General features: G+C 73.7%; 22 protein-coding genes, 2 tRNA genes and 2 pseudogenes. 20 read left to right on the top strand and 6 right to left on the bottom strand.

Going from position 1 to position 24316, the window contains the following annotated elements; all coding sequences use genetic code 11:
* The 3 genes and pseudogenes from HOY81_RS09575 to gltX form a co-directional block, all read left to right on the top strand.
* Positions 1–128: pseudogene (locus tag HOY81_RS09575) on the top strand (ATP-binding protein); the annotation flags it as partial.
* A gap of 289 nt (positions 129–417) precedes the next feature.
* The gene (locus HOY81_RS09570) at positions 418–1179 is read left to right on the top strand and encodes a fumarylacetoacetate hydrolase family protein (RefSeq protein ID WP_237319826.1); all 762 of its coding nucleotides are present in this window, start codon (positions 418–420) and stop codon (positions 1177–1179) included.
* Positions 1172–2668 carry a glutamate--tRNA ligase gene (gene gltX, locus HOY81_RS09565; RefSeq protein WP_237319825.1) on the top strand — a complete coding sequence of 499 codons (1497 nt, stop codon included), beginning with the start codon at positions 1172–1174 and terminating at the stop codon, positions 2666–2668. Before HOY81_RS09570 ends, gltX begins: the two co-directional genes overlap by 8 nt.
* Before the next feature lie 91 nt (positions 2669–2759).
* Here gltX and HOY81_RS09560 read toward each other — a convergent pair whose 3' ends face one another.
* Positions 2760–4034 carry an ATP-binding protein gene (locus HOY81_RS09560; protein ID WP_237319824.1) on the bottom strand — a complete coding sequence of 425 codons (1275 nt, stop codon included), beginning with the start codon at positions 4032–4034 and terminating at the stop codon, positions 2760–2762.
* Between the two features lie 188 nt (positions 4035–4222).
* Here HOY81_RS09560 and HOY81_RS09555 point away from each other — a divergent pair, with 188 nt between their 5' ends.
* From HOY81_RS09555 to HOY81_RS09545, 3 genes are all read left to right on the top strand, one after another.
* Positions 4223–5200: a hypothetical protein gene (locus tag HOY81_RS09555; protein ID WP_237319823.1), complete on the top strand. Its 978-nt coding sequence runs from the start codon at positions 4223–4225 to the stop codon at positions 5198–5200.
* Between the two features lie 207 nt (positions 5201–5407).
* Positions 5408–5479 (top strand) — tRNA-Gln (locus tag HOY81_RS09550).
* 31 nt (positions 5480–5510) lie between these two features.
* Positions 5511–5583, top strand: a tRNA-Glu gene (locus tag HOY81_RS09545).
* A 209-nt stretch (positions 5584–5792) separates the two neighbouring features.
* On the opposite strand, the gene ndgR is transcribed toward HOY81_RS09545, so the two are convergent.
* Positions 5793–6530, bottom strand: coding sequence for an IclR family transcriptional regulator NdgR (gene ndgR, locus HOY81_RS09540; RefSeq protein WP_237319822.1), 738 nt, complete (start codon positions 6528–6530; stop codon positions 5793–5795).
* 155 nt (positions 6531–6685) lie between these two features.
* Here ndgR and leuC point away from each other — a divergent pair, with 155 nt between their 5' ends.
* The 4 genes from leuC (at position 6686) to HOY81_RS09520 (ending at position 9842) form a co-directional block, all read left to right on the top strand.
* Positions 6686–8110: a 3-isopropylmalate dehydratase large subunit gene (gene leuC / locus HOY81_RS09535; protein ID WP_237319821.1), complete on the top strand. Its 1425-nt coding sequence runs from the start codon at positions 6686–6688 to the stop codon at positions 8108–8110.
* 6 nt (positions 8111–8116) lie between these two features.
* Positions 8117–8710, top strand: coding sequence for a 3-isopropylmalate dehydratase small subunit (gene leuD, locus HOY81_RS09530; protein WP_237319820.1), 594 nt, complete (start codon positions 8117–8119; stop codon positions 8708–8710).
* A gap of 125 nt (positions 8711–8835) precedes the next feature.
* On the top strand, positions 8836–9072 hold the full coding sequence (locus tag HOY81_RS09525; protein WP_237319819.1) for a hypothetical protein: 237 nt from the start codon (positions 8836–8838) through the stop codon (positions 9070–9072).
* 143 nt (positions 9073–9215) lie between these two features.
* A complete protein-coding gene (locus HOY81_RS09520; RefSeq protein ID WP_237319818.1) occupies positions 9216–9842 on the top strand; it encodes an HU family DNA-binding protein in 627 nt (208 codons plus the stop codon).
* Between the two features lie 455 nt (positions 9843–10297).
* On the opposite strand, the pseudogene cofC reads toward HOY81_RS09520, so the two are convergent.
* Positions 10298–10972, bottom strand: a pseudogene (gene cofC, locus HOY81_RS09515) (2-phospho-L-lactate guanylyltransferase); the annotation flags it as partial.
* Between the two features lie 144 nt (positions 10973–11116).
* Between cofC and HOY81_RS09510 the strand changes: the two are divergent.
* The 3 genes from HOY81_RS09510 to HOY81_RS09500 are packed head-to-tail and all read left to right on the top strand — an operon-like array spanning position 11117 to position 14073.
* The gene (locus HOY81_RS09510) at positions 11117–11908 is read left to right on the top strand and encodes a 1-acyl-sn-glycerol-3-phosphate acyltransferase (RefSeq protein ID WP_237319817.1); all 792 of its coding nucleotides are present in this window, start codon (positions 11117–11119) and stop codon (positions 11906–11908) included.
* Positions 11905–12906, top strand: coding sequence for an NAD(P)H-dependent glycerol-3-phosphate dehydrogenase (locus tag HOY81_RS09505; RefSeq protein ID WP_308340969.1), 1002 nt, complete (start codon positions 11905–11907; stop codon positions 12904–12906). The genes HOY81_RS09510 and HOY81_RS09505 overlap by 4 nt, the downstream gene beginning before the upstream one ends.
* 30 nt (positions 12907–12936) lie before the next feature.
* On the top strand, positions 12937–14073 hold the full coding sequence (locus HOY81_RS09500; protein WP_237319816.1) for a D-alanine--D-alanine ligase family protein: 1137 nt from the start codon (positions 12937–12939) through the stop codon (positions 14071–14073).
* A 52-nt stretch (positions 14074–14125) separates the two neighbouring features.
* Here HOY81_RS09500 and HOY81_RS09495 read toward each other — a convergent pair whose 3' ends face one another.
* Positions 14126–14632 (bottom strand): DUF3515 domain-containing protein, encoded by a 507-nt coding sequence (locus HOY81_RS09495; protein WP_237319815.1) that lies wholly within the window; start codon positions 14630–14632, stop codon positions 14126–14128.
* A gap of 20 nt (positions 14633–14652) precedes the next feature.
* Positions 14653–14886 carry an Lrp/AsnC family transcriptional regulator gene (locus tag HOY81_RS09490; protein WP_237319814.1) on the bottom strand — a complete coding sequence of 78 codons (234 nt, stop codon included), beginning with the start codon at positions 14884–14886 and terminating at the stop codon, positions 14653–14655.
* 193 nt (positions 14887–15079) lie between these two features.
* Between HOY81_RS09490 and HOY81_RS09485 the strand changes: the two genes are divergently transcribed.
* Together HOY81_RS09485 and thiD are read left to right on the top strand one after the other, a co-directional pair.
* Complete coding sequence (locus tag HOY81_RS09485) at positions 15080–16078, top strand: thiamine-phosphate kinase (RefSeq protein WP_237319813.1); 999 nt, start codon at positions 15080–15082, stop codon at positions 16076–16078.
* Positions 16079–16134: 56 nt separating this feature from the next.
* Positions 16135–16977, top strand: a complete 843-nt coding sequence (gene thiD / locus HOY81_RS09480; protein WP_237319812.1) for a bifunctional hydroxymethylpyrimidine kinase/phosphomethylpyrimidine kinase — start codon at positions 16135–16137, stop codon at positions 16975–16977.
* A gap of 203 nt (positions 16978–17180) precedes the next feature.
* Here the strand turns inward: thiD and rpmB are convergent, their stop codons facing one another.
* Complete coding sequence (gene rpmB / locus HOY81_RS09475; protein ID WP_030195073.1) at positions 17181–17366, bottom strand: 50S ribosomal protein L28; 186 nt, start codon at positions 17364–17366, stop codon at positions 17181–17183.
* Positions 17367–17570: 204 nt separating this feature from the next.
* Between rpmB and HOY81_RS09470 the strand changes: the two genes are divergently transcribed.
* The 5 genes from HOY81_RS09470 (at position 17571) to HOY81_RS09450 (ending at position 24091) form a co-directional block, all read left to right on the top strand.
* Entirely contained in the window at positions 17571–19397 is a 1827-nt protein-coding gene (locus HOY81_RS09470) for a DAK2 domain-containing protein (protein WP_237319811.1), read from the top strand.
* A 31-nt stretch (positions 19398–19428) separates the two neighbouring features.
* Positions 19429–21717 (top strand): ATP-dependent DNA helicase RecG, encoded by a 2289-nt coding sequence (gene recG / locus HOY81_RS09465; protein WP_237319810.1) that lies wholly within the window; start codon positions 19429–19431, stop codon positions 21715–21717.
* A gap of 78 nt (positions 21718–21795) precedes the next feature.
* Positions 21796–22395 (top strand): 16S rRNA (guanine(966)-N(2))-methyltransferase RsmD, encoded by a 600-nt coding sequence (gene rsmD / locus HOY81_RS09460; RefSeq protein WP_237319809.1) that lies wholly within the window; start codon positions 21796–21798, stop codon positions 22393–22395.
* Positions 22396–22418: 23 nt separating this feature from the next.
* Positions 22419–22898, top strand: a complete 480-nt coding sequence (coaD, locus tag HOY81_RS09455; protein WP_237319808.1) for a pantetheine-phosphate adenylyltransferase — start codon at positions 22419–22421, stop codon at positions 22896–22898.
* Positions 22899–22981: 83 nt separating this feature from the next.
* Complete coding sequence (locus tag HOY81_RS09450; protein ID WP_237319807.1) at positions 22982–24091, top strand: ATP synthase F0 subunit B; 1110 nt, start codon at positions 22982–22984, stop codon at positions 24089–24091.
* Positions 24092–24316 lie beyond the last annotated feature (225 nt).

The following is a 24316-nucleotide window of genomic DNA, read 5'->3' as shown; positions in this document are numbered from 1 at the left end:
AGGTGCGGGAGGCGCTGCAGATCGGGCCGGACGCGCCGATCATCACCACCGACGCCCGGCACCGCGCCGACGCCAAGAGCGCGCTGATCACCCTCGTGGAGCACGCCCTGATGGCGCGGCTGCGCTGAGGACACGCCGGACTGACACGACTCCGGTCGCGGTGGGTGGGTGCGGAGTCCCGGCAGCCCGGCACGCACGTGCCCTCCGCCAGGGAGCGGCTGCCGACGCGCGCCCGGACACGGCGGGGCGCGTGGCCCGGCGTGCCCGCCGCGGCGCGGCGTGCGCGGGGCCGCGCCCCCGCGGGGCGGGAGGACCCCGCCGCCGGCCCCGTCCCCACGGCCGCGCGGGCGGCGACGCCCGCCGGTGTCCTAGGCTGGCCCCGGAACCCCCTGAGCCAGCAAAGGACACCCGGAACCCGTGCGCATCGCCAGATTCTCCCTCGACGGCAACGTCGCCTTCGGCGTGGTCGAGGGCGACGAACTCGACATCATCAAGGGCCACCCCTTCGCCGACTTCGAGCGCTCGGGCCAGAAGATCCCGCTGGACAAGGTCCGGCTGCTGCCGCCCGTGCTGCCCAACAAGGTGGTGGCGGTCGGCCGCAACTACACCGAGCACGCCCGGGAACTCGGCCATACGGTCCCCGACCGCCCGGTGCTCTTCTTCAAGCCCTCCACCTCGGTGATCGGCCCCGGGGACCCGATCCCGTACCCCTCCTTCTCCGCCGAGGTGCACCACGAGGCCGAGCTGGCCGTGGTGATCGGCCGGATGTGCAAGGAGGTCCCCCGGGAGCGCGCCCGGGACGTCGTCCTCGGCTACACCTGCGCGAACGACGTCACCGCCCGCGACGTGCAACGGGCGGAGGAGCAGTGGGCCCGGGCCAAGGGGTTCGACGGCTCCTGCCCGCTCGGCCCCTGGGTCGAGACCGAGCTGGACCCGGCCGACGTGGCCGTCCAGTGCACCGTGGGCGGCGAGCAGCGCCAGCTCGGCCGGACGAGCGAGATGGTGCGGTCCGTGGAGGACCTGATCGTCCACATCACCGAGGCCATGACGCTGCTCCCCGGCGACGTGATCCTCACGGGCACCCCCGCCGGGGTCGGCCCGCTCGGCGTCGGCGACGAGGTCGCCGTCACCATCGAAGGCATCGGCACTCTCACCAACAAGGTAGTCAAGCGTGACTGACGCGAGCGTCCGCGTACGATTCTGTCCCTCGCCGACCGGCAACCCCCACGTGGGACTGGTCCGCACCGCCCTGTTCAACTGGGCGTTCGCCCGCCACCACGGCGGCACCCTGGTGTTCCGCATCGAGGACACCGACGCCGCCCGGGACACCGAGGAGTCCTACGAGCAGCTCCTGGACTCGCTGCGCTGGCTCGGCCTCGACTGGGACGAGGGCCCCGAGGCCGGCGGCCCGCACGGCCCGTACCGGCAGTCGCAGCGCATGGACCTCTACCGGGACGTCGCGGAGCGCCTCCAAGCCGCCGGGCACGCCTACCGCTGCTTCTGCACCCCGGAGGAGCTGGAGACCCGTCGCGAGCTGGCCCGGGCCGAGGGCCGGCCGTCCGGCTACGACGGCATGTGCCGCGACCTGCCGCCCGAGCAGATCGCCGAGTACGAGGCCGAGGGACGCACCTCGATCGTCCGCTTCCGGATGCCCGACGAGCCGATCACCTTCACCGACCTGGTCCGCGGCGAGCTCACCTTCAGCCCGGAGAACGTCTCCGACTACGGCATCGTCCGGGCGAGCGGCGCCCCGCTCTACACCCTGGTCAACCCGGTGGACGACGCGCTGATGGAGATCACCCACGTGCTCCGCGGCGAGGACCTGCTCTCCTCCACCCCGCGGCAGATCGCCCTCTACCGGGCGCTCGCCGACATCGGCGTCGGCAAGGGCACCACACCGGCCTTCGGGCACCTCCCGTACGTGATGGGGGAGGGGAACAAGAAGCTGTCCAAGCGCCAGCCGGAGTCCGCACTCAACCTCTACCGCGAGCGGGGATTCCTCCCGGCCGGGCTGCTCAACTACCTCTCCCTGCTGGGGTGGTCGCTGGCCGAGGACCGGGACATCTTCACCATGGACGAGATGGTCGCGGCCTTCGACATCCACGACGTCAACGCCAACCCGGCTCGCTTCGACCTGAAGAAGGCCGAGGCCATCAACGCCACGCACATCCGCGAGCTGCCCGTCGCCGACTTCGCCGCCGCCTGCGCCCCCTGGCTGCGGGAGCCGTACGCCCCCTGGGCCCCGGAGCAGTTCGACCAGGCCGCCTTCGAGGAGCTGGCGCCGCTGGCCCAGACCCGTGTCACGGTGCTCTCCGACATCACGGACAACGTCGACTTCCTCTTCCTCGACGAGCCGGTCGCGGACGAGAAGTCCTGGCAGAAGGCGATGAAGCCGGGCGCCGGCGACGTGCTGCGCTCCATCCACTCCCGGCTCGCCGAGCTGGCCGGCGACGCCTGGCGGGCCGAGCCGCTGAAGGAGGCGGTGCTCGCCGCCGGCGAGGCACACGGACTCAAGCTGGGCAAGGCCCAGGCGCCGCTCCGCGTCGCCGTCACCGGCCGCACGGTGGGGCTGCCCCTCTTCGAGTCCCTGGAGGTCCTGGGGCGCGAGCGCACTCTCCTCCGCGTCGACACCGCCCTCGCCAAACTCGCCGCCCAGCCCGGCACCTGACACCCTTCCCCCCCCCGCGGGCCCCGGAGTCGCCCTCCGGGGCCCGTGCGGGCGTTCGTGGCCGTGAGGCGGGCCGGCGCGCTCAGCACCGTCAGGTACGGGCGAAGCGCTCGGTCTGGTCCTCGAACTCGCGGGACATGGCCTTGGTGACGGTGGGCCGGGTGCTGCGGATGGTCTCCAGGTAGTCCTCCCGGGCCGGCCGTGCCCGTTCCCCGGTGTCGACGGTGCGTTCGAACATCCGCTGGGCCACGGTCCGGGCCGCCTGCGCGATGTCCGCGGGGGTGAAGCCGTCGCTGGCGGCGGCCAGCGCCTCCGCGTCGACCTCGGCGCCGGCGCGGGCCAGGTAGCTCTCCCACAGCGCCACTCGCGCCTCGTGGTCGGGCGGTCCGACGGGCAGCACGTAGTCGAACCGGCCGTGCCGGAGGAAGGCCGGGTCCAGCGTCGTCACGTCGTTGGTGGCGCAGACCAGCAGTCGGCCGTCCTTGCCGCGGAAGCGCACGATGGCCTTGAGCAGTTCGTTGACCACGCCCACCGAGCCGGTGTCTGCGCCCTGCCGGGTGCCGGCCACCTCCTCGACCTCGTCGATGAAGACCAGGACGTGGTCCAGCTCGGAGACCTCCGCGAAGCGCCTGCTGAGCCCCATGGCCAGCCCGTCGCCCGCGGCCAGCCGGGCGGGGAAGAGCTCTGCGAAGGGCCAGCCCAGACGGCTGGCGATGGCGTGCGCGAAGGTGCTCTTGCCGGTGCCGGGCGGGCCGAACAGCACCACCCCGCGGGGCAGCTCCACACCGTGCCGGGCGGCCAGTTCCGGGTGGGCCAGCGGGAGCACCAGCCGCCGTTCGATCAGTTCCTTCTCCGCCGCCATGCCCGCGATCCGTCGCCAGAGCCCGGTCGGCGGCAGCTCGGCGCCCACGCCGGAGAGCATGCTCACGTCCTGGGCGGAGACCGCACCGCGCTTCTCGTGGACGGTCAGCTCGGTACGGGCCTGGAAGCCGGAGTTCCGCAGGGCCTCGGTGCCCATCTCGCCCTCCGACAGCACCGCGGTGAGGGTGCGCACCCCGCCGCCCAGCAGCCGGCTCTCCAACTCGGTGAGCATCGCGCTGCCCAGCCCCTGGTGCCGCCAGGTGTCCAGGATGCCGATGCGCACCAGCCAGGCCCGGTCCCCGTCGACCCGGCTGACGGCCGCGCCGATCAGGGTGCCGTCGGCTATCGCCACCACCGCGGGGTGCCCGGCCTGCAGCGCGGCGACCACCTCGGAGAGCCCGAAGCACGGGGGCTCCCGGGCCTCCGGGCCGCCGCCCTCCGCGTCCAGGCGCACGACCGCCTCGAGATCGTCCGGGGTGAAGTCCCTGATGTGCCAGCCCGCCATCGACGGCTCCCGGTGGTGGTGCGGGTCCGTGCGTCCATTGTCGGCCCAGGCCGCCGCCGGCGCCCGTTCCACGGGCCGCCCGCTGCCTGCCCCGGGAAGGCGACAGGACGCCCGGCCGTTTACCCGATCAGGTGAATCCCGGTGGATATGCCCCTGGAATGTGCTGATCCACCCGTAGGTTGCCGTCCATGGTCAGTTCGTCACACGAAGCCCACCACCGGATCTTCCAGGAGGACACCGGGCTTCTGATCCGCACGTTCCGGCGTCTGCTGGACGTGTCGTTTCCCGAGCCCACCGAAGTCTCGGTGCTCAACGCCGATCTCACGGAGCTCGTACCGGTCGAGCGGCGGGTGGACACCCTCCTGCGGATCGACACCGAGAAGGGCAGCTACCTCCTGGTGGTGGAGGCCCAGGGCAGGAGAGACCCGGACAAGGAGAGCAGCTGGGCGTACTATCTCGCCTACCTGCATGCCAAGTTCCAGTGCCAGCCCGTGCTGGTGGTGCTCTGCCGGGACAGCGTCACGGCACGATGGGCCGCGCGGCCCATCCATCTGGGCCTGCCCGACCGGCCCACGCTCTCCGTCCACCCTCTCGTTCTCGGGCCGGACAACGTGCCCGTGATCGCCGACCCCGACGAGGCGGCGCGTGATGTACCGCTCGCCGTCTTCTCGGTCATCACACACAGTAAGGGAACCGGTGCTCCTGCCATACTGGGAGCACTGGCCGCGGCGCTGAACGGCCTGGACCGGGAGACCGCGGAGTTCTTCGCAGAGTTCACCGAGGTCGGCCTGGGGGAGACCCGGGCCCGACAGACCTGGAGGTCGATCATGGCCAAGCTGCAGAACCCGCCCACCACGATCATCGAGGAGTGGCGGCGGGAGTACCGCGCGAAGGGGCGCGCCGAGGGGCGCGCCGAGGGGCGTGCTGAGGGGCGTGCTGAGGGGCGTGCTGAGGGGCGTGCTGAGGGGCGTGCCGAAGATGTGCTGCGCATCCTGGAAGTGCGTGGTGTGCCGGGACGTGACGCGGCACGGGAGCGGATCCTCTCGTGCCGGGATCTCGAGGTGCTCGGTGAGTGGCTGCAGCGGGCGGTGACCGCGGAGCGAGCCGAGGACCTCTTCGCCGAGGCGGAGATCGCCGAGGGGGAGGCCGGGGAGGGCGGCGCCTGAGCCGCTGCCTGTCGGTGCTTGAGAGGGCCCGCGTCGCCGGGGGAACCACCCCGGGCCGGCGACGCGGGCACACCGGGCGGAACCCGTTTTGGAGCACCGTCCTCGATCAGGTAATGTTCTTCCTGTCGCCGAGCGGGGCAGGCCGAAAGGCCGGACCTTCGAGAGGCGGCCACCCGGACGAAGACCCCGCAAGGGGTTGCGTTTTGGTGGGCTATGGTGTAATTGGCAGCACGACTGATTCTGGTTCAGTTAGTCTAGGTTCGAGTCCTGGTAGCCCAGCGCGATCGCTCCGTTGCGAGCAATGATCGATGCCCCCGTTGTGTAGCGGCCTAGCACGCCGCCCTCTCAAGGCGGTAGCGCCGGTTCGAATCCGGTCGGGGGTACGCGATCGACAAGAAGGCCCTCCCCGTGCGGGGAGGGCCTTCTCGCGTGCATGCGCCCTGCGCGCAGGCCCCGCGCAGGAAGGCGCGGCGCCACGCACGGGGCAGGGGTGCGCTGCGCCGGCGAGGCGGCCGCACCGGGGCGCGCCGCAGCGAACGCCCGCCGTACGCCCGGAGCGCGACGGTGCCCGCGGCGGGCCCGGGTGCGCCCGTCATCCTCCGCCGCCGCCCCGGCGCAGCGACTCGCTCAGCCGGGCGGCCGCGTCCACGATCGCCTGGGCGTGCATCCGTCCCGGGTGCCGGGTCAGCCGCTCGATGGGTCCGGAGACGGAGACCGCCGCCACCACGCGGTTCGACGGACCGCGGACCGGTGCGGAGACGGAGGCCACCCCCGGCTCCCGCTCGCCGATCGACTGGGCCCAGCCGCGGCGCCGTACGCCGGAGAGCGCCGTCGCCGTGAAGCGGGCGCCCTGGAGGCCGCGGTGCAGGCGCTCGGGCTCCTCCCAGGCCATGAGGATCTGGGCCGCCGAGCCGGCCTTCATCGGCAGGGTGGAGCCCACCGGCACGGTGTCCCGCAGTCCGGACAGCCGCTCGGCCGCGGCCACGCAGATCCGCATGTCGCCCTGGCGCCGGTAGAGCTGGGCGCTCTCGCCGGTCACGTCCCGGAGGTGGGTGAGCACCGGGCCGGCCGAGGCGAGCAGCCGGTCCTCGCCGGCCGCTGCGGCCAGCTCGGCCAGGCGCGGGCCCAGGATGAACCGGCCCTGCATGTCCCGCGCCACCATGCGGTGGTGCTCCAGAGCCACCGCGAGCCGGTGTGCGGTGGGGCGGGCCAGGCCCGTCGCGGAGACCAGCCCGGCGAGGGTCGCCGGGCCCGACTCCAGTGCGCTCAGTACCAGTGCCGCCTTGTCGAGTACGCCCACTCCGCTCGAGGCGCCGCTAGTGTTGTCCATGCAACGATACTCATGTCTCAGAGTGTGAAACGCAAGTTCACTTTCCTCCGAGAACCGCCAGTCTGGAGTGACGGCCGCCACGGTGCTCGGGGGAGCAAGGTGCCGGCAAAGGTCTCGACATGTGGTCGGCGATGCTGCCGGCCGGAGGGAATGCGATGGGACGGACACTCGCGGAGAAGGTCTGGGACGACCATGTCGTCCGGCGTGCGGAGGGCGAGCCCGACCTCCTCTTCATCGATCTGCACCTGCTGCACGAGGTGACCAGTCCGCAGGCCTTCGACGGCCTCCGCAAGAGCGGCCGGGCGGTGCGGCGCACCGATCTCACCCTCGCGACCGAGGACCACAACACCCCCACCCTCGACATCGACAAGCCGATCGCGGACCCCGTCTCGCGCACCCAGCTCGAGACGTTGCGGAAGAACTGCGCGGACTTCGGCGTACGCCTGCACCCGCTCGGCGACGTGGAGCAGGGAGTGGTGCATGTCGTCGGGCCGCAGCTCGGTCTGACCCAGCCCGGCACCACGGTGGTCTGCGGCGACAGCCACACCTCCACGCACGGCGCGTTCGGCGCGCTGGCCTTCGGCATCGGCACCAGCCAGGTCGAGCACGTGCTGGCCACCCAGACGCTGCCGCTCGCCCCCTTCCGCACCATGGCGATCACGGTCAACGGCGAGCTGCCCGAGGGCGTCACCGCCAAGGACCTGATCCTGGCGATCATCGCCCGCATCGGCACCGGCGGTGGTCAGGGCTACGTCCTGGAGTACCGGGGCGAGGCCATCGAGAAGCTCTCGATGGAGGCCCGGATGACCATCTGCAACATGTCCATCGAGGCCGGGGCCCGGGCCGGCATGATCGCCCCGGACGAGACGACCTTCGCCTATCTGCGCGGCCGGGAGCACGCCCCACAGGGTGCGGACTGGGACGCGGCCGTGGAGTACTGGAAGACGCTGCGCACCGACGAGGACGCCGTCTTCGACCACGAGGTGGTGATCGACGCCTCCGGGCTGGCGCCGTTCGTCACCTGGGGCACCAACCCCGGACAGGGCGCCCCGCTCTCCGAGTCGGTGCCGGACCCGGCGTCGTTCGAGGACGCGAGCGAGCGGCTGGCCGCCGAGAAGGCGCTGGAGTACATGGGCCTCACCGCGGGGCAGCCGCTGCGGGAGATCAAGGTCGACACGGTCTTCGTCGGTTCCTGCACCAACGGCCGGATCGAGGACCTGCGGGCCGCCGCCGCGCTGCTGGAGGGGCGCCGGGTCGCGGAGGACGTACGGATGCTGGTGGTGCCCGGTTCCGTACGGGTCGCGCTGCAGGCCGTGGAGGAGGGGCTGGACAAGGTCTTCACGGCCGCCGGCGCGGAGTGGCGGCACGCCGGCTGCTCGATGTGCCTGGGCATGAACCCCGACCAGCTCCAGCCCGGCGAGCGCTCCGCCTCCACCTCCAACCGGAACTTCGAGGGCCGCCAGGGGAAGGGCGGGCGCACCCACCTGGTCTCCCCGCAGGTGGCCGCCGCCACCGCCGTGCTGGGCCACCTGGCCTCGCCGGCCGACCTGTCCGACGTCGAGCAGCCCGTGGGGGTCTGAGCAGCCATGGAAGCCTTCACCACGCACACCGGCCGGGTCGTCCCGCTGCGCCGCAGCAATGTGGACACCGACCAGATCATCCCCGCCCACTGGCTCAAGAAGGTCACCCGGGACGGCTTCGAGGACGGGCTCTTCGAGGCCTGGCGGAAGGACCCGGACTTCGTGCTCAACCAGCCGCGGTACACCGGGGCCACGGTGCTGGTGGCCGGTCCCGACTTCGGCACCGGCTCCTCCCGGGAGCACGCCGTCTGGGCGCTGCAGAACTACGGCTTCAAGACCGTGATCTCGTCCCGCTTCGCGGACATCTTCCGCGGCAACTCCCTCAAGAACGGCCTGCTCACGGTCGTGCTGCCGCAGGAGACCGTGGACGCCCTGTGGGAGCAGTCCGAGGCCGCACCTCAGACCGAGGTGACCGTGGACCTGGTCCGGCGCAGGGTCTTCGCCCCCGGGATCGAGGCGGACTTCGAGCTGGACGAGAACGCCCGCTGGCGGCTCCTGGAAGGGCTGGACGACATCAGCCTCACCCTGCAGAACGAGGCGGAGATCGCCGCCTACGAGGCCGGCCGCCCGTCCTTCAAGCCCCGCACCCAGGTGGCCTGACGAGGACGGATCCACGGTCCGGCCGCCCACGGAACGCCTGCGCCCCCTGCCTTCCCGGCAGGGGGCGCACCTGCATGTTGGGCGCCCGTGGGGTGACAACTCACCGCAGATGGCACAATCAGTGCATGGAACCCGACGGTCAACTCGAGCTCTACGACCGTGTCGCCGCCCGCTTGAAGGATGCGCACACACGCGTGCGTACGCTGCAAGTCCCGGAGGGCGTACGGGTGGCGCTGACGCGGAAGCTGCTCGTCATCACGGCAGCTTCCAAACACGATCTGGCGGAGGCCGAACGGCGTCTGGACCAGCTCATGACGGACATCGACGAAGGGCGGTTCCCGGCCGGGCCGGGCGATCAGTGAGCCGACGGGTCTCCGTGACGGTCGACTTCGTTGCGGCACAAGGGTGATTCGCCCGTTTCGTGTTTGATTTGCGGTATATATCTGCCTACCGTGCGAAAAAGCTTGGACACATTCGTTCTGGCGAGGTCTCCGAAGGGGAAGACGTGAACAAGGCGCAGCTCGTAGAAGCTATTCAGGACAGGCTCGGTGGACGCCAGCAGGCCGCGGACGCGGTCGATGTCGTCCTGGACGCGATCGTCCGCGCGGTGGTCGCGGGCGAGCGGGTCTCGGTCACCGGATTCGGCTCCTTCGAAAAGGTCGAACGTCCGGCCCGGTACGCCCGCAACCCGCAGACCGGCGAGCGGGTGCGCGTACGGAAGACCTCGGTGCCCCGCTTCCGTGCGGGCCAGGGCTTCAAGGACCTGGTCAGCGGGGCCAAGAAGCTCCCCAAGCACGATGTGGCGGTGAAGAAGGCGCCGAAGGGCAGCCTCTCCGGCGGCACGGCGACCAAGAAGGCGGCGACCAAGAAGGCCGCGGCCAAGAAGGCGCCCGCGAAGAAGGCCCCGGCCAGGAAGACGGCGGCGCAGAAGACCACCGCCAAGAAGGCGCCGGCCAAGAAGGCGCCCGCGAAGAAGACCACGGCGAAGAAGACCACGGGCAAGAAGACGGCGGCGCAGAAGACCACCGCCAAGAAGGCGCCGGCCAAGAAGAGCACCGCGAAGAAGGCCCCGGCCCGCAAGTCGACCGCCCGCAAGACCACGGCGAAGAAGGCTCCCGCACGCAAGCGGTGACGGCCGCAGCAGCACCCGCGCCGGGCCGGGCTCCCTCGGAGGAGCCCGGCCCGCGGGCGTTTCTCCGCGCCCGGTTCGTCTCCGGGCGCTCGGACCCGGTGTCGACGCTTCCCGGCCTGCGTGCGCTCGTGCCCCGCGCTCCCGGGCTCGCCGCCTTCGACACCGGCGCGCCCTCCGGCTCACTCGCCGGCAGCCCACGGCCCTTCGCCGGGCCGGGTGGACCGTGCACGCCCGTGGAGCCGAGAGGGCCGCACGTCTCAGAGTGTCTGGAGCGTCACCAGGGCGATCCGCCGCGCGTCCCCCTCGCCCTCCACCTCGATCCGCACCCGCTGTCCGGGACGCAGCATCCGCAGTCCGCCCGCGTCGAAGGCGGCCGCGTCGAAGGAGAGCGGGGACCCGTCGTCCAGCAGGACGCTGCCGGTGCGGGTGCCGGGGTCGTAGGTGTACGCGGTGGCCTGCATGGGCAGCAGCGTACGCGCCGCGGCCGCGGCCGTGCGCACCCCCACTCCCAGCCCCAGAGCCGTCCGCAGGTCCGCCGCCGTGTCCACGTCCTGCCGGACGCCCGGCACCCCGGGCGGCCGCAGCTCCACCGCCCCCGAGGCACGGTGCCGGGCGCGGGACGCCGGACCGAAAGCCGGGGCCAGTGCCGAGCCGGGCAGCGCGGTCAGCAGCGTGGTGCCGGTGCCCGCCGCGTCCGGCAGGAACGCCCGCGGACTCCCGGCGGCCGCGGCCAGCACCCGCTCCAGCTCGTACGGGCGCAGAGCGGGCAGATCGGCGTTGAGTGCGGCGACCGCGGCCCGGGGAGCGCCGGCCCGTACGACCGCCTCCCCGTGGGTGAGGGCCGCGTTGAGCCCGGCGCCCGGAACGTCCGGAACGATCCCCGCACCCAGCGCGGACAGCTCCTTCGCCGCCAGCGGATCGTCCGTGACGACCACCACACTCCGCACCGTGCGGCACGCCAGCGCCGCGCTCACGGTGTCCTGGGCGAACGCCAGCGCGAGCCCCGGGCGCACCGCGTCCCCCGCCGTGGTGCCCAGCCTGCTCTTGGCCCGGGACAGGGGCTTGAGAGGGATCACCAGGCTCCACGCGGGCCCCGTCGCCACCGAGTCGTCACCTGCCACGCCCCCCATTCTCACCTGCTGCCGCACCGGTCGCCCGGGCCCGGGGTTACGGTGTGCACGACAGCCGTGCGCTCGACAGGGTGGCCCCCCGGAGCCACACTTGTGCGGCTGTCCCTACCGGCCGAGAGAAGCCCCTGAGGAGTTGGTGTCCCGGTGTCCCGCCGCAGAATCGGCTTCTGGTACCGCCTTGCCGCGGTTTTGCTCAAACCGCTGCTCGTGGTGCTCTTCAGGCGCGACTGGCGGGGCACGGAGCATATTCCGTCCGAGGGCGGCTTTCTCACGGTCGTCAATCACAACTCGTATCTCGACCCGCTCTCCTACGCGCACTTCCAGTACAACACCGGACGGGTCCCGCGTTTCCTGGCGAAGGTCTCCCTCTTCGACAAGGGGTTCGTCGGCGCCTTCATGCGCGGCACCGGGCAGATTCCGGTCTTCCGGGAGACCACGGACGCCGTGGGCGCCTTCCGCGCGGCCGTCGAGGCGGTGGACAGGGGCGAGTGCGTCGCCTTCTACCCCGAGGGGACCCTGACCCGCGACCCGGACCTGTGGCCGATGGTCGGCAAGACCGGTGCCGCCCGGGTCGCCCTGCTGACCCGGGCCCCCGTGATCCCCGTCGCGCAGTGGGGCGCGCACCTGGCCATGCCGCCCTACGCCAAGGAGAAGCGGCTCCGGCTCCTCCCGCGCAAGACGCTCGTCGTGCAGGCCGGCCCGCCGGTCGACCTCTCCGCGTACTACGACCGGGAACCCACCGCCGAGACCCTGAAGGAGGTCACGGACGTTCTCATGGCCGCCGTGACCGAGCAGCTCGCCGGCATCCGCGGGGAGGCCGCCCCGCCGGTGCGCTACGACCACCGCCGTGCGGTCACCGAGCGCCGCGCCCGTTCCGCGGAGCGGCACGCCCACGGTGCGCGGCCCGAGCCGGCCGAGGAGGGGGAGAGCGCGTGACCCGCGTCGCCGTCTTCGGCACCGGTTCCTGGGGCACCGCCTTCGCCATGGTGCTCGCCGACGCCGGCTGCGAGGTGACCCTGTGGGGCCGCCGCCCGGAGCTGGTCGAGGCGGTCAACGACACCCGGGCCAACCCGGACTACCTGCCCGGCACCGAGCTCCCCGCCGCGGTCCGCGCCACCACCGACCCGGCCCGTGCGGCCGAGGGCGCCGAGTTCACCGTTCTCGCCGTCCCCTCCCAGACCCTCCGCGAGAACCTGGCCCGCTGGACGCCGCTGCTGCACCCGGGCACCGTGCTGGTCTCCCTGATGAAGGGCGTGGAGCTGGGCACCGCCAAGCGGATGAGCGAGGTCGTCGAGGAGGTCGCCGGCGCCGGGCCGGACCGGGTCGCGGTGCTCAGCGGGCCCAACCTGGCCAAGGAGATCGCCGCCCGCCGCCCCGCCGCCTCGGTCGTCGCCTGCCGGGACGCAGGGGTCGCCCGGCGCCTCCAGGCCGCCTGCCACACCCCGTACTTCCGCCCGTACACCAACACCGACGTGGTCGGCTGTGAGCTGGGCGGTGCGGTCAAGAACGTCATCGCGCTGGCCGTGGGCATCGCCGACGGCATGGGGCTCGGGGACAACGCCAAGGCCTCCCTCATCACCCGCGGCCTCGCCGAGACCACCCGCCTCGGCTTGGCCATGGGCGCCGAGCCGCAGACCTTCGCCGGCCTGGCGGGCATGGGCGACCTCGTCGCCACCTGCTCCTCACCCCTCTCCCGCAACCACACCTTCGGCACCAACCTCGGCCGCGGCATGACCCTGGAGGAGACCATCGCGGTCACCCGGCAGACCGCCGAGGGGGTCAAGTCCTGCCTGTCCGTACGGGACCTCGCCGCCCGGCACGGCGTCGACATGCCCATCACCGAGACCGTCGTGGGCATCGTGCACGGCGGGACTCCGCCGCTCGTGGCGCTCAAGGAACTCATGGCACGCAGCGCCAAGGCCGAAGGGGTCTGAACGCGGGGACGAGGCGGTAAAGTCGTCGCGATGAGCAGCCAGAACCCCGAGAACAAGCCACGGGTCGCCGTCGTCTTCGGTGGCCGCAGCTCCGAGCACGCCATCTCCGTGGTCACGGCGGGCGCCGTGCTGGGCGCGATCGACCGGGAGAAGTACGAGGTGCTGCCCATCGGCATCACCTCCGGGGGCCGCTGGGCGCCGGCGGCCGACGCGCCCGAACGGATGGCCATCGCCGACCGGCGGCTCCCCAGCGTGGACCAACTCGCCGAGTCCGACTCCGGCGGCGTGCTGCTGCCGGTCGACCCCGGCAGTCGTGAGGTCACGCTCACCGAACCGGGGCAGGTTCCGAAGGCGCTGGGCGAGGTGGACGTCGTCTTCCCGGTGCTGCACGGCCCGTACGGAGAGGACGGCACGCTCCAGGGGCTGCTGGAGCTCTCCGGGGTGCCCTATGTCGGCTCCGGGGTGCTCGCCTCGGCCGCCGGCATGGACAAGGAGTACATGAAGCGGGTCTTCGCCTCCTTCGGCCTGCCGGTCGGCCCGTACGTCACCGTGCGGCCGCGTGAGTGGGAGCGGGACCGCTCCGCCGCCCGCCGGCGGATCGTGGATCTGGCGGGCGAGCACGGCTGGCCGCTCTTCGTGAAGCCCGCCCGGGCCGGCTCCTCCCTGGGCATCACCAAGGTCGACGGCCCGGAAGCCCTGGACGAGGCCGTCGCCGAGGCGCAACGTCACGACCCGAAGATCATCGTCGAGACGCAGGTGCGCGGGCGGGAGATCGAGTGCGGGGTGCTGGAGTTCGAGGACGGGCCGCGCGCCAGCGTCCCAGCCGAGATCCCGGCCGCGGACGCGCACGACTTCTACGACTTCGAGGCGAAGTACATCGACTCGGCGACCGGGATCGTCCCCGCGCCGCTCACCGCCGAGCAGACCGCCCGGGTACGGGAACTGGCGGTCGAGGCCTTCGAGGCGATGTCCTGCGAGGGGCTGGTCCGTGCGGACTTCTTCCTCCGCGAGGACGGGGAGTTCGTGATCAACGAGATCAACACCATGCCCGGCTTCACCCCGATCTCCATGTACCCGCGGATGTGGCAGGAGACCGGGGTGAGCTACCCCGAGCTGATCGACCGGCTGATCCAGGCGGCCCTCCGCCGCAGCACCGGCCTCCGCTGAGGCGCCGGTCCCGGGAGCGTCCCCGATCCGGCGCGGGACGCTCCCGGCGGGCTCACCCGCGGGGCGGCACCGTCTTCACCGCCGCGGCCAGCTCGGTCAGCACCCCGATCTCGGGGGCGTACGCCCCCGGCACCGTGACCTCGACGTACGCGCTGCGCTCCGTCGTGGTGAAGCGGTATCCGTCCTCCCGCTCCTCGATCAGCCAGGAGACCCCGTTCACCTCCGCGGCGTCGGAGGTGGGGTTGTAGTGTTCACTCCCGGGCGAGAGCACCTCGGGCCGCGGCACACCGCAGCGCAGCTCGACGGCGGGATCGCCCCAGGCGGCGGTGTACTCCGGCGCGGTGCCGGGCGCATGGCGCTCCTGCCCGTCGACGCGCCGCGGCAGCTCCCCGTCCAGCGCACGGCAGGCCCCCGCGGCCGCGCCGGAGGGACTGGGGGCCGCCGGGCCCGTACCGCCGTCCGAGGAGGCGGACGAACAGCCCGCGAGCGCGACGGCCAGAGCGACCGGCACGGCGGACGCCCGGCGGGGGGCACGGCGCGAGGCGGATGCGGAACTCACCGGGCGAGCATACGGGGGAGCTAGAGATGGACCACCGGGCAGGTCAGGGTGCGGGTGATGCCGTCCACCTGCTGGACCTTGGCGACCACCAGGCGACCGAGCTCGTCCACGGTGTCGGACTGCGCGCGCACGATCACGTCGTACGGCCCCGTCACGTCCTCGGCCTGGATCACCCCCGGGATCTTGGCGATCACGTCGGCGACGGTCGACGCCTTGCCGACCTCGGTCTGGATCAGGATGTACGCCTGTACCACGGAACCTCCAGGGCGGCTACGAGGATCATGGGGGAGAAGGGGACGCCACGGTACCGCGTCGCCGCCCGCACCGGGGAGACCCGCGAGGCGGCCCGGAACAGCAGGTTGACGTCGTCGGAAACGCGGCGGCCGGGACGTGGCCGCCGGATCGGCCGTCGGGACGTGGCGGCCGGAACGTGAAGGGGCTTGAAGCATGCCGATTTCTCCGGGGGGGCGCCCTCCCGCGCCCAGCACCGTGGCCGAACTGGGGGAGTTCGGCCTCATCCGGGAGCTGACCTCCCGGCTCACCACCACGCCCGCCGTACGGATCGGCCCGGGCGACGACGCCGCGGTCGTCGCGGCCCCGGACCGCCGGGTGGTCGCCACCACGGACGTCCTGCTGGAGGGGCGGCACTTCCGCCGGGACTGGTCCACAGCGTACGACGTGGGCCGCAAGGCCGCAGCGCAGAACCTCGCGGATGTGGCGGCCATGGGCGCCGTGCCCACGGCGCTGCTGCTCGCCCTGGTGGTCCCCGCCGAACTGCCGGTGAACTGGCCCACCGAGCTCATGGACGGCATCCGCGACGAGGCGCAGGTGGCGGCCGCGGCGGTGGTCGGCGGCGACGTGGTGCGCGGCGACACCATCACCGTGTCCATCACCGCCCTCGGCGACCTGCGGAACCAGGAACCGGTCACCCGCGGCGGCGCCCGGCCCGGCGACCTGCTGGCCGTGACCGGCTGGCTCGGCTGGTCGGCCGCCGGGCACGCGGTGCTCTCCCGCGGCTTCCGCTCGCCCCGCGCCTTCGTGGAGGCGCACCGGCGGCCCGAACCGCCGTACCACGCCGGGCCGGCCGCCGCCGCCCTCGGGGCCACCGCCATGACCGACGTCAGTGACGGGCTGGTCGCCGACCTCGGACACATCGCGGAGGCCAGCAAGGTCCGTATCGACGTGGAGTCGGCGCGGCTCGACGTGCCCGCGCAGATGTCCGACATCGGGCAGGCCGTCGGGGTCGACCCGCTCCAGTGGGTACTCACCGGCGGCGAGGATCACGCGATCGTGGCAACCTTCCCGGCGGACCAGAAGCTGCCGGCGCGCTGGCGCGTCATCGGCCGGGTGCTCGCCCCCTCCGCGCTGCCGCAGGTGACGGTCGACGGGGCGCCCTGGGACAGGACCGGCGGCTGGGACCACTTCGGCGACGCCCTGGAGCTGTGAGCCGCACCGGCGCCCGGCCGCGCCCCCGGCACCGGGGCGGCGCTAGATTCGTAGGCATGCGCACACCACCCCGCGTCCTGACCGTGGCCGGCTCCGACTCCGGCGGCGGCGCCGGCATCCAGGCGGACCTGAAGACCATGCTGGCGCTCGGCACCCACGGCATGAGCGTGCTGACCGCCGTCACCGCGCAGAACTCCCGCGGCGTGCAGGGCGCCTGGGAACTTCCGGTGGAGGCGGTGCGGGCGCAGTTCCGCAGCGTCGTGGAGGACATCGGCGTGCAGGCCGTGAAGACCGGGATGCTCTCCTCCGGCGCGCTGGTGGAGACCGTGGCGGAGTTGCTGCACGGAGCAGGGGCGCCCGTGGTGGTCGACCCGGTCGGTGTCTCCAAGCACGGTGACCCGCTGCTCGCGCCCGAGGCCCTGGACGCCGTACGGGAGCGGCTGCTGCCCCTGGCGACCGTGGCCACGCCCAACCTGGACGAGGTGGCCCAGCTCACCGGCGTACGGGTACGGGAGGAGGCGGAGCTGCGCGAGGCCGCGGCCGCCGTGCTGGCCCACGGGCCGCGGTGGGCGCTGATCAAGGGCGGCCATCTCCCCGGCGACGCGGTCGACCTGCTGACCGACGGCACGACGGAGCACTGGCTGCGGGCGCCGCGGCACGACAACCGGCACACCCACGGCACCGGCTGCACCCTGGCCGCGGCGATCGCCGCCGGGCTGGCGCGGGGCCTGCCGGTGCCGGAGGCCGTGGCGGCGGCGAAGGAGTACGTCACCGGCGCGATCGCGGCCGGCTTCGCGCTCGGCGAGGGTGTCGGTCCGGTCGCGCACGGCTGGCGGCTGACCGGTGCCGGGCCGGAGGGGGGCGACGGCGTACCGGAGGGCGGCCGGGACGCGGGGTGAACCCGCGCCCCCGCGCCCGGGCATGGCCGGGCGCTCCGGCCCCGACCGGGCGGTTCTCCCGGTCCGGCCCCGACCGGACCGGGACACCCGGCGGTCGCGGGCGGCGCCGGTCCCTCACCCCTGCCCGCCGCGTGCGCACACGACAAAGCCGGCCCGCCCCGGGGGCGGACCGGCTCGGCGACCGGCGGGTGGCCGCGCTGACGTCAGCGCGAGACCTTGCCGGCCTTGATGCACGAGGTGCAGGCGTTGAGCCGCTTCGGCGTCCCTCCGACCACGGCACGCACCCGCTGGATGTTGGGGTTCCAGCGGCGCGGGGTGCGGCGGTGCGAGTGGGAGATGTTGTTGCCGAAGCCCGGCCCCTTGCCGCAGACGTCGCAGTTGGCAGCCACGGGTCACTCCAAAGACTTCAGATGCGCTTACGGTGAATCCCGGCCTCGCAGGATCAGACCTCGCAAGATCAGAGCTGACCGGCAGTGCCAGGGACTTGGTGTGCCCGAGCATGTCGGGCAACCGGAGCAGCATACAACGACCGCTCTCGAACAGCGAAACTACCATGCAGCCACCACCCGCCCGCACCGCCCGAGGAGGTCCCCGTGCCGCACACGCTCGATCCCGACGCGGTACGGACCTGGTGCACCCGCGCGCTGGCCGCGCTCCGGCGGGGCCGGGCGGAGATCGACACGATCAACGTCTTCCCCGTGCCGGACGGCGACACCGGGAGCAACCTCTGCCGCACCGTGGAGGCCGCCGCCCGGGCCCTGGACGGCGACGACCACGCCACCGGTGGGGACGCGCTGCGGGCCGCTGCCCACGGCGCGCTGCTGGGCGCCTGCGGCAACTCCGGCACCATCCTCGCGCAGCTCCTGCGCGGCATGGCCCAGAGCTACGCCGCGGCGGCCGCGGAGGAGGCCGCCGCGGGCGTGCGGGCCGCCGGCTCCGGAAGCGCCGCGGCCTCCGGGCCGGCCGCCGTCTCCGGCGAGCAGGCGGCCCCCGGCGGCGCGGCCCCGGACGGTGCCGCGCTGCTGCGGCGGGCGCTGCGCCGTGCCGCGGACGCCGCGTACGAGGCGGTGGCCCACCCCGTGGAGGGCACCATGCTGACCGTCGCACACGCCGCCGCCGACGCCGCGGACCGCGCGGACGGCGACGCGGCCCGGGTGGCGGCCGCCGCCCGGGACGGCGCCCGTGCGGCACTCGCCGCCACCCCGGACCAGCTCGGCGTGCTGGCCCGCGCCGGGGTGGTGGACGCCGGTGGGCGCGGACTGGTCGCCGTGCTGGAGGCGCTGGCCGACACCCTCGCCGGGGCGACGGCCACGGACGCCTCCGCGCCCCCGCCGGACGGCGCCGCGACCGCCCCCGGCTCCGGGGAGCCGGCCGGTGGCGACGTCCCGGCCGGGACGGCCGCCCGGGAGGGCGCCACGGGCGCCCCGGGAGCTCCGGCTGCCGGGTACGCTCCCGCCGGCCCGGAACCGCCGGGCCGCACCTCCCCGGCGTACGAGGTGATGTACCTGCTGGACGCCGGGGACACCGCCGTCGGCACGCTGCGCGCGACCCTGGACGCGCTCGGCGACTCGCTGGTCGTCATCGGCGGCGACGGGCTGTGGAACGTCCACGTGCACACCGACGACGCCGGGGCCGCGGTGGAGGCCGGCGTCGTCGCCGGGCGCCCGCACCGGATCCGGGTCACGCACCTCGGCGAGGGCTGCGGCGCCGGCGCCCCGCGCACCCGGGCCGTGGTGGCGGTGGTGCGGGGCGACGGGCTGGCCGGGCTCTGCGCGGAGGCCGGCGCCACGGTCGTACGGGCGGACGAGCCGGCCGGCCCGCCGGGTGCGGGCGGCCCCGCGGACCCCGGCGGCCCTCCCGGTTCGGACGCGCTGACCGCGGCGCTGCTGCGGACCCACGCCCAGGAGCTGGTACTGCTGCCGAACGACCCCGAGCTGCACGGCGTCGCCGCCCGCGCCGCCGAACGGGCCCGCGCCACCGGCGTCCGCGCCGAGGTGATCCCCACCCGGGCCGCGGTGCAGGGGATCGCGGCACTGGCCGTGCACACCCCGGACCGCCGCTTCGACGAGGACGTGGTCGCGATGACCTCCGCCGCCGGGGCCACCCGTTACGGCGAGGTGACCGTCGCGGAGCGGGAGTCCTGGACGACGGCGGGGGTCTGCCAGGCCGGGGACGTGCTCGGCCTGGTGGAGGGCGACGTCGCGGTCATCGGGGCGGACGTCGGCCGGGTCGCCGGCGAGGTCCTGACCCGGATGCTGGCCGCCGGCGGCGAGCTGGTCACCCTGGTGACCGGCGACCACGCCCCGGACGGCCTCGCGGAGCGGCTGGAGGAACAGGTGCGCCGGGGCCATCTCGGGGTCGACACCGTGGTCTACGAGGGGCGCCGCGGGGCCGTGCCGCTGCTGATCGGGGTCGAGTAGCGCGGGTCGGGAGCACGGCGCTGTCACCGCCATGGTGTGCAATGGGGGCGTGCCCTCGCTCGACGAACCCCTGAAGAAGGTCCTCGGCGGCAACACCGCGAAGGTGATGGCCGAGCAGCTCGGCCTGCACACCGTCGGCGACCTGCTGCACCACTACCCCCGGCGGTACGCCGAGCGTGGCGAGCTCACCCGCCTCACCGACCTGCCGCTGGACGAGCACGTCACCGTGGTCGCCCGGGTCGCCGACGCCCGCGTGCACTCCTTCAACCGCGGCAAGGGGCGGCGGCTGGAGGTCACGCTCACCGACGGCGGCGGGCGGCTCCAGCTCGTCTTCTTCGGCCGGGCCGTCTACGGCGCGCAGCAGAAGCTGCTGCCCGGACGGCGCGGCATGTTCGCCGGCAAGGTGGGCGTCTTCAACCGCCGGCTCCAGCTCGCCCATCCCGAGTTCAAGCTGCTGGACGAGGAGTCGGACCGGGAGACCGTGGAGCGGTTCGCCGGGGCGCTGCTGCCGCTCTACCCCGCCTGCCGGCAGGTGGAGTCCTGGCACATCGAGCAGGCCGTGGAGACGGTGCTCTCCTCCATGGAGGCGACCGGCTGGGCGCAGCTCGCCGATCCGCTGCCGGAGTCCCTGCGCGAGCAGCGCGGGCTGCTCACCCTGCCCGAGGCGTTCCGCAAGGTGCACCGCCCGCGCTCCAAGGCCGACATCGCCGCCGCCCGGGACCGGCTGAAGTGGGACGAGGCGTTCGTGCTCCAGGTCGCCCTGGCCCGCCGCCGGTACGACGACGCCCAGCAGCCCGCCGTGCCCCGCACGCCCGTACGGGACGGCCTGCTGGACGCGTTCGACGCCCGGCTGCCCTTCGAGCTGACCGAGGGCCAGCAGGAGACCGGCCGGGAGATCCTGGCGGACCTCGCCACCGACCACCCGATGCACCGGCTGCTCCAGGGCGAGGTCGGCTCGGGGAAGACCCTGGTCGCGCTGCGCGCCATGCTCGCGGTGGTGGACGCCGGCGGCCAGGCGGCGCTGCTGGCGCCCACCGAGGTGCTGGCCCAGCAGCACCACCGCTCGATCACCGGGATGATGGGCGAGCTGGCCGAGGGCGGCCTGCTGGGCGGCGCCGAGCAGGGCACCCGGGTGGTGCTGCTGACCGGCTCCATGGGCGCGGCCGCCCGCCGCCAGGCGCTGCTGGACCTGGTCACGGGGGAGGCGGGGATCGTCGTCGGCACCCACGCCCTGATCGAGGACAAGGTGAGGTTCCACGACCTGGGGCTGGTCGTCGTCGACGAGCAGCACCGCTTCGGGGTGGAGCAGCGCGACGCGCTGCGCGCCAAGGCCGAGCGGCCCCCGCACCTGCTGGTGATGACGGCCACCCCGATCCCGCGCACCGTCGCCATGACCGTCTTCGGGGACCTGGAGACCTCGGTGCTGACCCAGCTCCCGGCCGGCCGTTCGCCGATCGCCAGCCATGTGGTGCCGGCCGCCGACAAGCCGCACTTCCTCGCCCGCACCTGGGAGCGGGTGCGGGAGGAGGTGGAGGCCGGGCACCAGGCGTACGTGGTGTGTCCGCGGATCGGTGACGAGGAGGAGAGCGCCGAGCGCGACGGGAGCGCCGGCGCCGGAGCCGGCGGCGCGGCCGGCGGGCCGCGGGACGCCGCGGGGGACGGCCCCGGCGGCCCCGGCGGCGGGACGGACGGAAGCGCGGAGCGCCGCCCGCCGCTGGCGGTCCTGGACGTCGCCGAGCAGCTCACCACCGGGCCGCTGAAGGGCCTGCGGGTGGCGGAGCTGCACGGCCGGATGCAGCCGGAGGCCAAGGACGCGGTGATGCGGGACTTCGCCGCGGGCGCGCTGGACGTGCTGGTCGCGACCACCGTGATCGAGGTGGGGGTGAACGTCCCGAACGCCACCGTCATGGTGATCATGGACGCGGACCGGTTCGGCGTCTCGCAGCTCCACCAGCTCCGGGGCCGGGTGGGCCGCGGCAGCGCCGCCGGGCTGTGTCTGCTGGTCACCGAGATGCCGGAGGGCTCCCCGGCCCGAGGGCGGCTGACGGCCGTCGCCGGCACCCTCGACGGCTTCGAGCTCTCCCGGGTGGACCTGGAGCAGCGCCGGGAGGGCGACGTGCTCGGCCAGGCCCAGTCCGGGGTGCGGTCCTCGCTGCGGATGCTCGCCGTCATCGACGACGAGGAGGTCATCGCCGCTGCCCGCGCCGAGGCCACCGCCCTGGTGGACGCCGACCCGGCACTCGCGGACCACCCGGAGCTGCGCACCGCCCTGGACGCACTGCTGGACAAGGACCGGGCGGAGTACCTGGACAAGGGCTGAGCCCCGGACACGCCATATCGTGGAGGTGCGGCGGCCGTGCGGACGCCGCACCGCCCGCGACGAAGGACCTGCAAGCCCATGACGCGCGTGATCGCCGGCGCGGCCGGCGGACGACGGCTGACGGTGCCCCCGGGCACCCGTACCCGCCCCACCTCCGACCGTACCCGGGAGGGCCTCTTCTCGAGCTGGGAGGCCCAGCTCGGCGGCCCCACCGGATGGCAGGGCCTCCGGGTGCTGGACCTGTACGGCGGCTCGGGCGCCGTGGGCCTGGAGGCGCTCTCCCGCGGGGCCGCGCACGTGCTGCTCGTCGAGTCGGATGCCCGCGCCGTGCGCACCATCCGGGCCAACGTCCGCTCCCTCGCCCTGCCCGGCGCCGAGGTACGCGCCGTCCGGGCCGAGCAGCTCGCCACGGGGCCCGCGCCCGCGGAGCCGTACGACGTGGTGTTCCTGGACCCGCCGTACGCCGTCGGCGACGACGATCTCCGCGAGATCCTGCTCACACTCCGCTCGGAAGGGTGGCTCACCCCGGCCGCGCTCGCCACCGTGGAGCGCAGCACCCGAGGCGGCGAATTCCGCTGGCCCGACGGTTTCGAGGGGCTCCGGTCCCGTCGGTACGGCGAAGGAACGCTCTGGTACGGTCGCGCCGCCGTGCGGGAAGTTACTTCCCAGTCATGCTGAGTCCGGAGAGCGAGGAAAGGCCAGTGCGTCGCGCCGTCTGTCCGGGGTCCTACGACCCCATCACCAATGGGCATCTCGACATCATCGGGCGGGCCTCGAAGCTCTACGACGAGGTCCACGTCACCGTGATGATCAACAAGTCCAAGCAGGGGATCTTCTCGGTCGACGAACGGATGGACCTGATCCGCCAGGTGACCGCCGAGTACGGCAACGTCCACGTGGAGGCCTTCCACGGCCTGCTGGTGGACTACTGCAAGCAGCACGACATCCCGGCCATCGTGAAGGGCCTGCGGGCGGTCAGCGACTTCGACTACGAGCTCCAGATGGCCCAGATGAACAACGGGCTCTCCGGGGTGGAGACGCTCTTCGTGCCCACCAACCCGACGTACTCCTTCCTCTCCTCCAGCCTGGTCAAGGAAGTCGCCGCCTGGGGCGGCGACGTCTCGCACCTGGTGCCGGAACCGGTGCTCGCCGCGCTCTCCGAGCGGCTGCGTTCCCGCTGACGGAGTACCGGCCGTCGCCCGCGCGGCGGCCGGTTCCCGCATCGGCTGTCCCGGCCGCGCCCCGGGGCCGTACAGTCACCCCCGTGGACGTACAGCAGAGACTCGACGAGATCGTGGCGACCGTGGGCGGTGCGCGCTCGATGCCCATGTCGGCCTCCTGCGTGGTGAACCGGGCCGAGCTGCTCGCCATGCTCGAGGAGGTCCGCCAGGCGCTGCCGGGGTCGCTCGCGCAGGCGCAGGAACTGCTCGGCGGCCGGGAGCAGATGGTCGCCGACGCCCAGGAGGAGGCCCGGCGGATCATCGAGAACGCGCGGGCGGAGCGCGAGGCCCTCGTCTCGGGCACCGAGATCGCCCGCGGCGCGCAGCAGGAGGCGGACCGCATCCTGGCCGGAGCCCGCCAGGAGGCCGAGGAGATCCGGGCCGAGGCCGACGACTACGTCGACAGCAAGCTGGCCAACTTCGAGGTGGTGCTGAGCAAGACCATCGGCTCCGTGGAGCGCGGCCGGGAGAAGCTGCTCGGTAGTGGTCCCGGCGCCGACCTGCACGACGCCGGGTACGCCGAGGACGCCCCGGAGCGGACGGCCGACCCCGAGGAACTGCGGCACCGGGCGGACACCTACGTGGACGCCCGGCTCGGCTCGGTCGCGGCGGTGCTCACCAAGACCCTGGAGGCCGTCGGCCGGGGCCGCCAGAAGCTGCTGGGCCACCGCCCGGTCGACGAACTGGGCGCCCACCTGACGGCGCAGGACGCGGCCGGCGAACCGCAGCCGCAGACCAGCGACACGGACTACGCCGACTATCTCGCCGGTCTGGCGGAGACCGCCCCGGCCGCGGCCCCCGCCGCACCGGGGCCGGAGCAGGCGCCCGACCCGTACTACGCGCCGCAGCAGCCCGCCTACGCCCAGCACGAGGGATACCCGGGCGGCCAGGACGGCTACGCCGGGGGCTACGCGCAGCAGCCGTACGCCGTCCCGCAGGCCGCGCCCCGGGACGCGTACTACGGGCAGGGCCCGCAGGACCAGGGGTACGGCGGGCTGCCGGAGCAGGGCTACGACCCCGGGTACGGCCCCGGCCGGCAGCAGCCCGCCTCGCTGGACGAGACCAGCTTCTTCGACACCGGCATGATCGACCTGGACCAGGTGCGGCAGTACGAGCAGGGATACGGCGGCCAGGGGTACGGTCACCGCGGCTGAGCCGTCACCGTCCCCGCGGGGCGCGGGCTCCCGATTGGGTGCGCGGCGCCCCGTCCAGTATCCTGGCTCTTCGGTCGCGCCTGTCCGCACTGCAGGCTGCCCGGACGGCCGTTTCCGACGGCCGCCGGCGCCCCGGCGGTGCGACGGCGGAGCGCGGCTCGCAGCAGTACCCGGCACCACCCGCAGAACGACCGAAGGCAGGAAAGCCCTGAACGCCCCCCTCGA

The sequence above is a fragment of the Streptomyces sp. JJ36 genome (assembly GCF_021696945.1).
Lineage (GTDB): Bacteria > Actinomycetota > Actinomycetes > Streptomycetales > Streptomycetaceae > Streptomyces.
The sequence above is the reverse complement of the archived record's forward strand: the minus strand, read 5'-3'. Positions and strand labels throughout refer to the sequence as shown.

Bases quoted from the DNA above. Each gene is read 5' to 3' on its own strand.
- leuD (WP_237319820.1), top strand. From the start codon at position 8,117: ATGGAAGCCTTCACCACGCACACCGGCCGGGTCGTCCCGCTGCGCCGC.
- HOY81_RS09525 (WP_237319819.1), top strand. From the start codon at position 8,836: ATGGAACCCGACGGTCAACTCGAGCTCTACGACCGTGTCGCCGCCCGC.
- HOY81_RS09500 (WP_237319816.1), top strand. From the start codon at position 12,937: ATGAGCAGCCAGAACCCCGAGAACAAGCCACGGGTCGCCGTCGTCTTC.
- rsmD (WP_237319809.1), top strand. From the start codon at position 21,796: ATGACGCGCGTGATCGCCGGCGCGGCCGGCGGACGACGGCTGACGGTG.
- ndgR (WP_237319822.1), bottom strand. From the start codon at position 6,530: ATGGACAACACTAGCGGCGCCTCGAGCGGAGTGGGCGTACTCGACAAG.
- thiD (WP_237319812.1), top strand. From the start codon at position 16,135: ATGCGCACACCACCCCGCGTCCTGACCGTGGCCGGCTCCGACTCCGGC.
- HOY81_RS09485 (WP_237319813.1), top strand. From the start codon at position 15,080: ATGCCGATTTCTCCGGGGGGGCGCCCTCCCGCGCCCAGCACCGTGGCC.
- HOY81_RS09560 (WP_237319824.1), bottom strand. From the start codon at position 4,034: ATGGCGGGCTGGCACATCAGGGACTTCACCCCGGACGATCTCGAGGCG.
- recG (WP_237319810.1), top strand. From the start codon at position 19,429: ATGGTGTGCAATGGGGGCGTGCCCTCGCTCGACGAACCCCTGAAGAAG.
- HOY81_RS09555 (WP_237319823.1), top strand. From the start codon at position 4,223: ATGGTCAGTTCGTCACACGAAGCCCACCACCGGATCTTCCAGGAGGAC.
- leuC (WP_237319821.1), top strand. From the start codon at position 6,686: ATGGGACGGACACTCGCGGAGAAGGTCTGGGACGACCATGTCGTCCGG.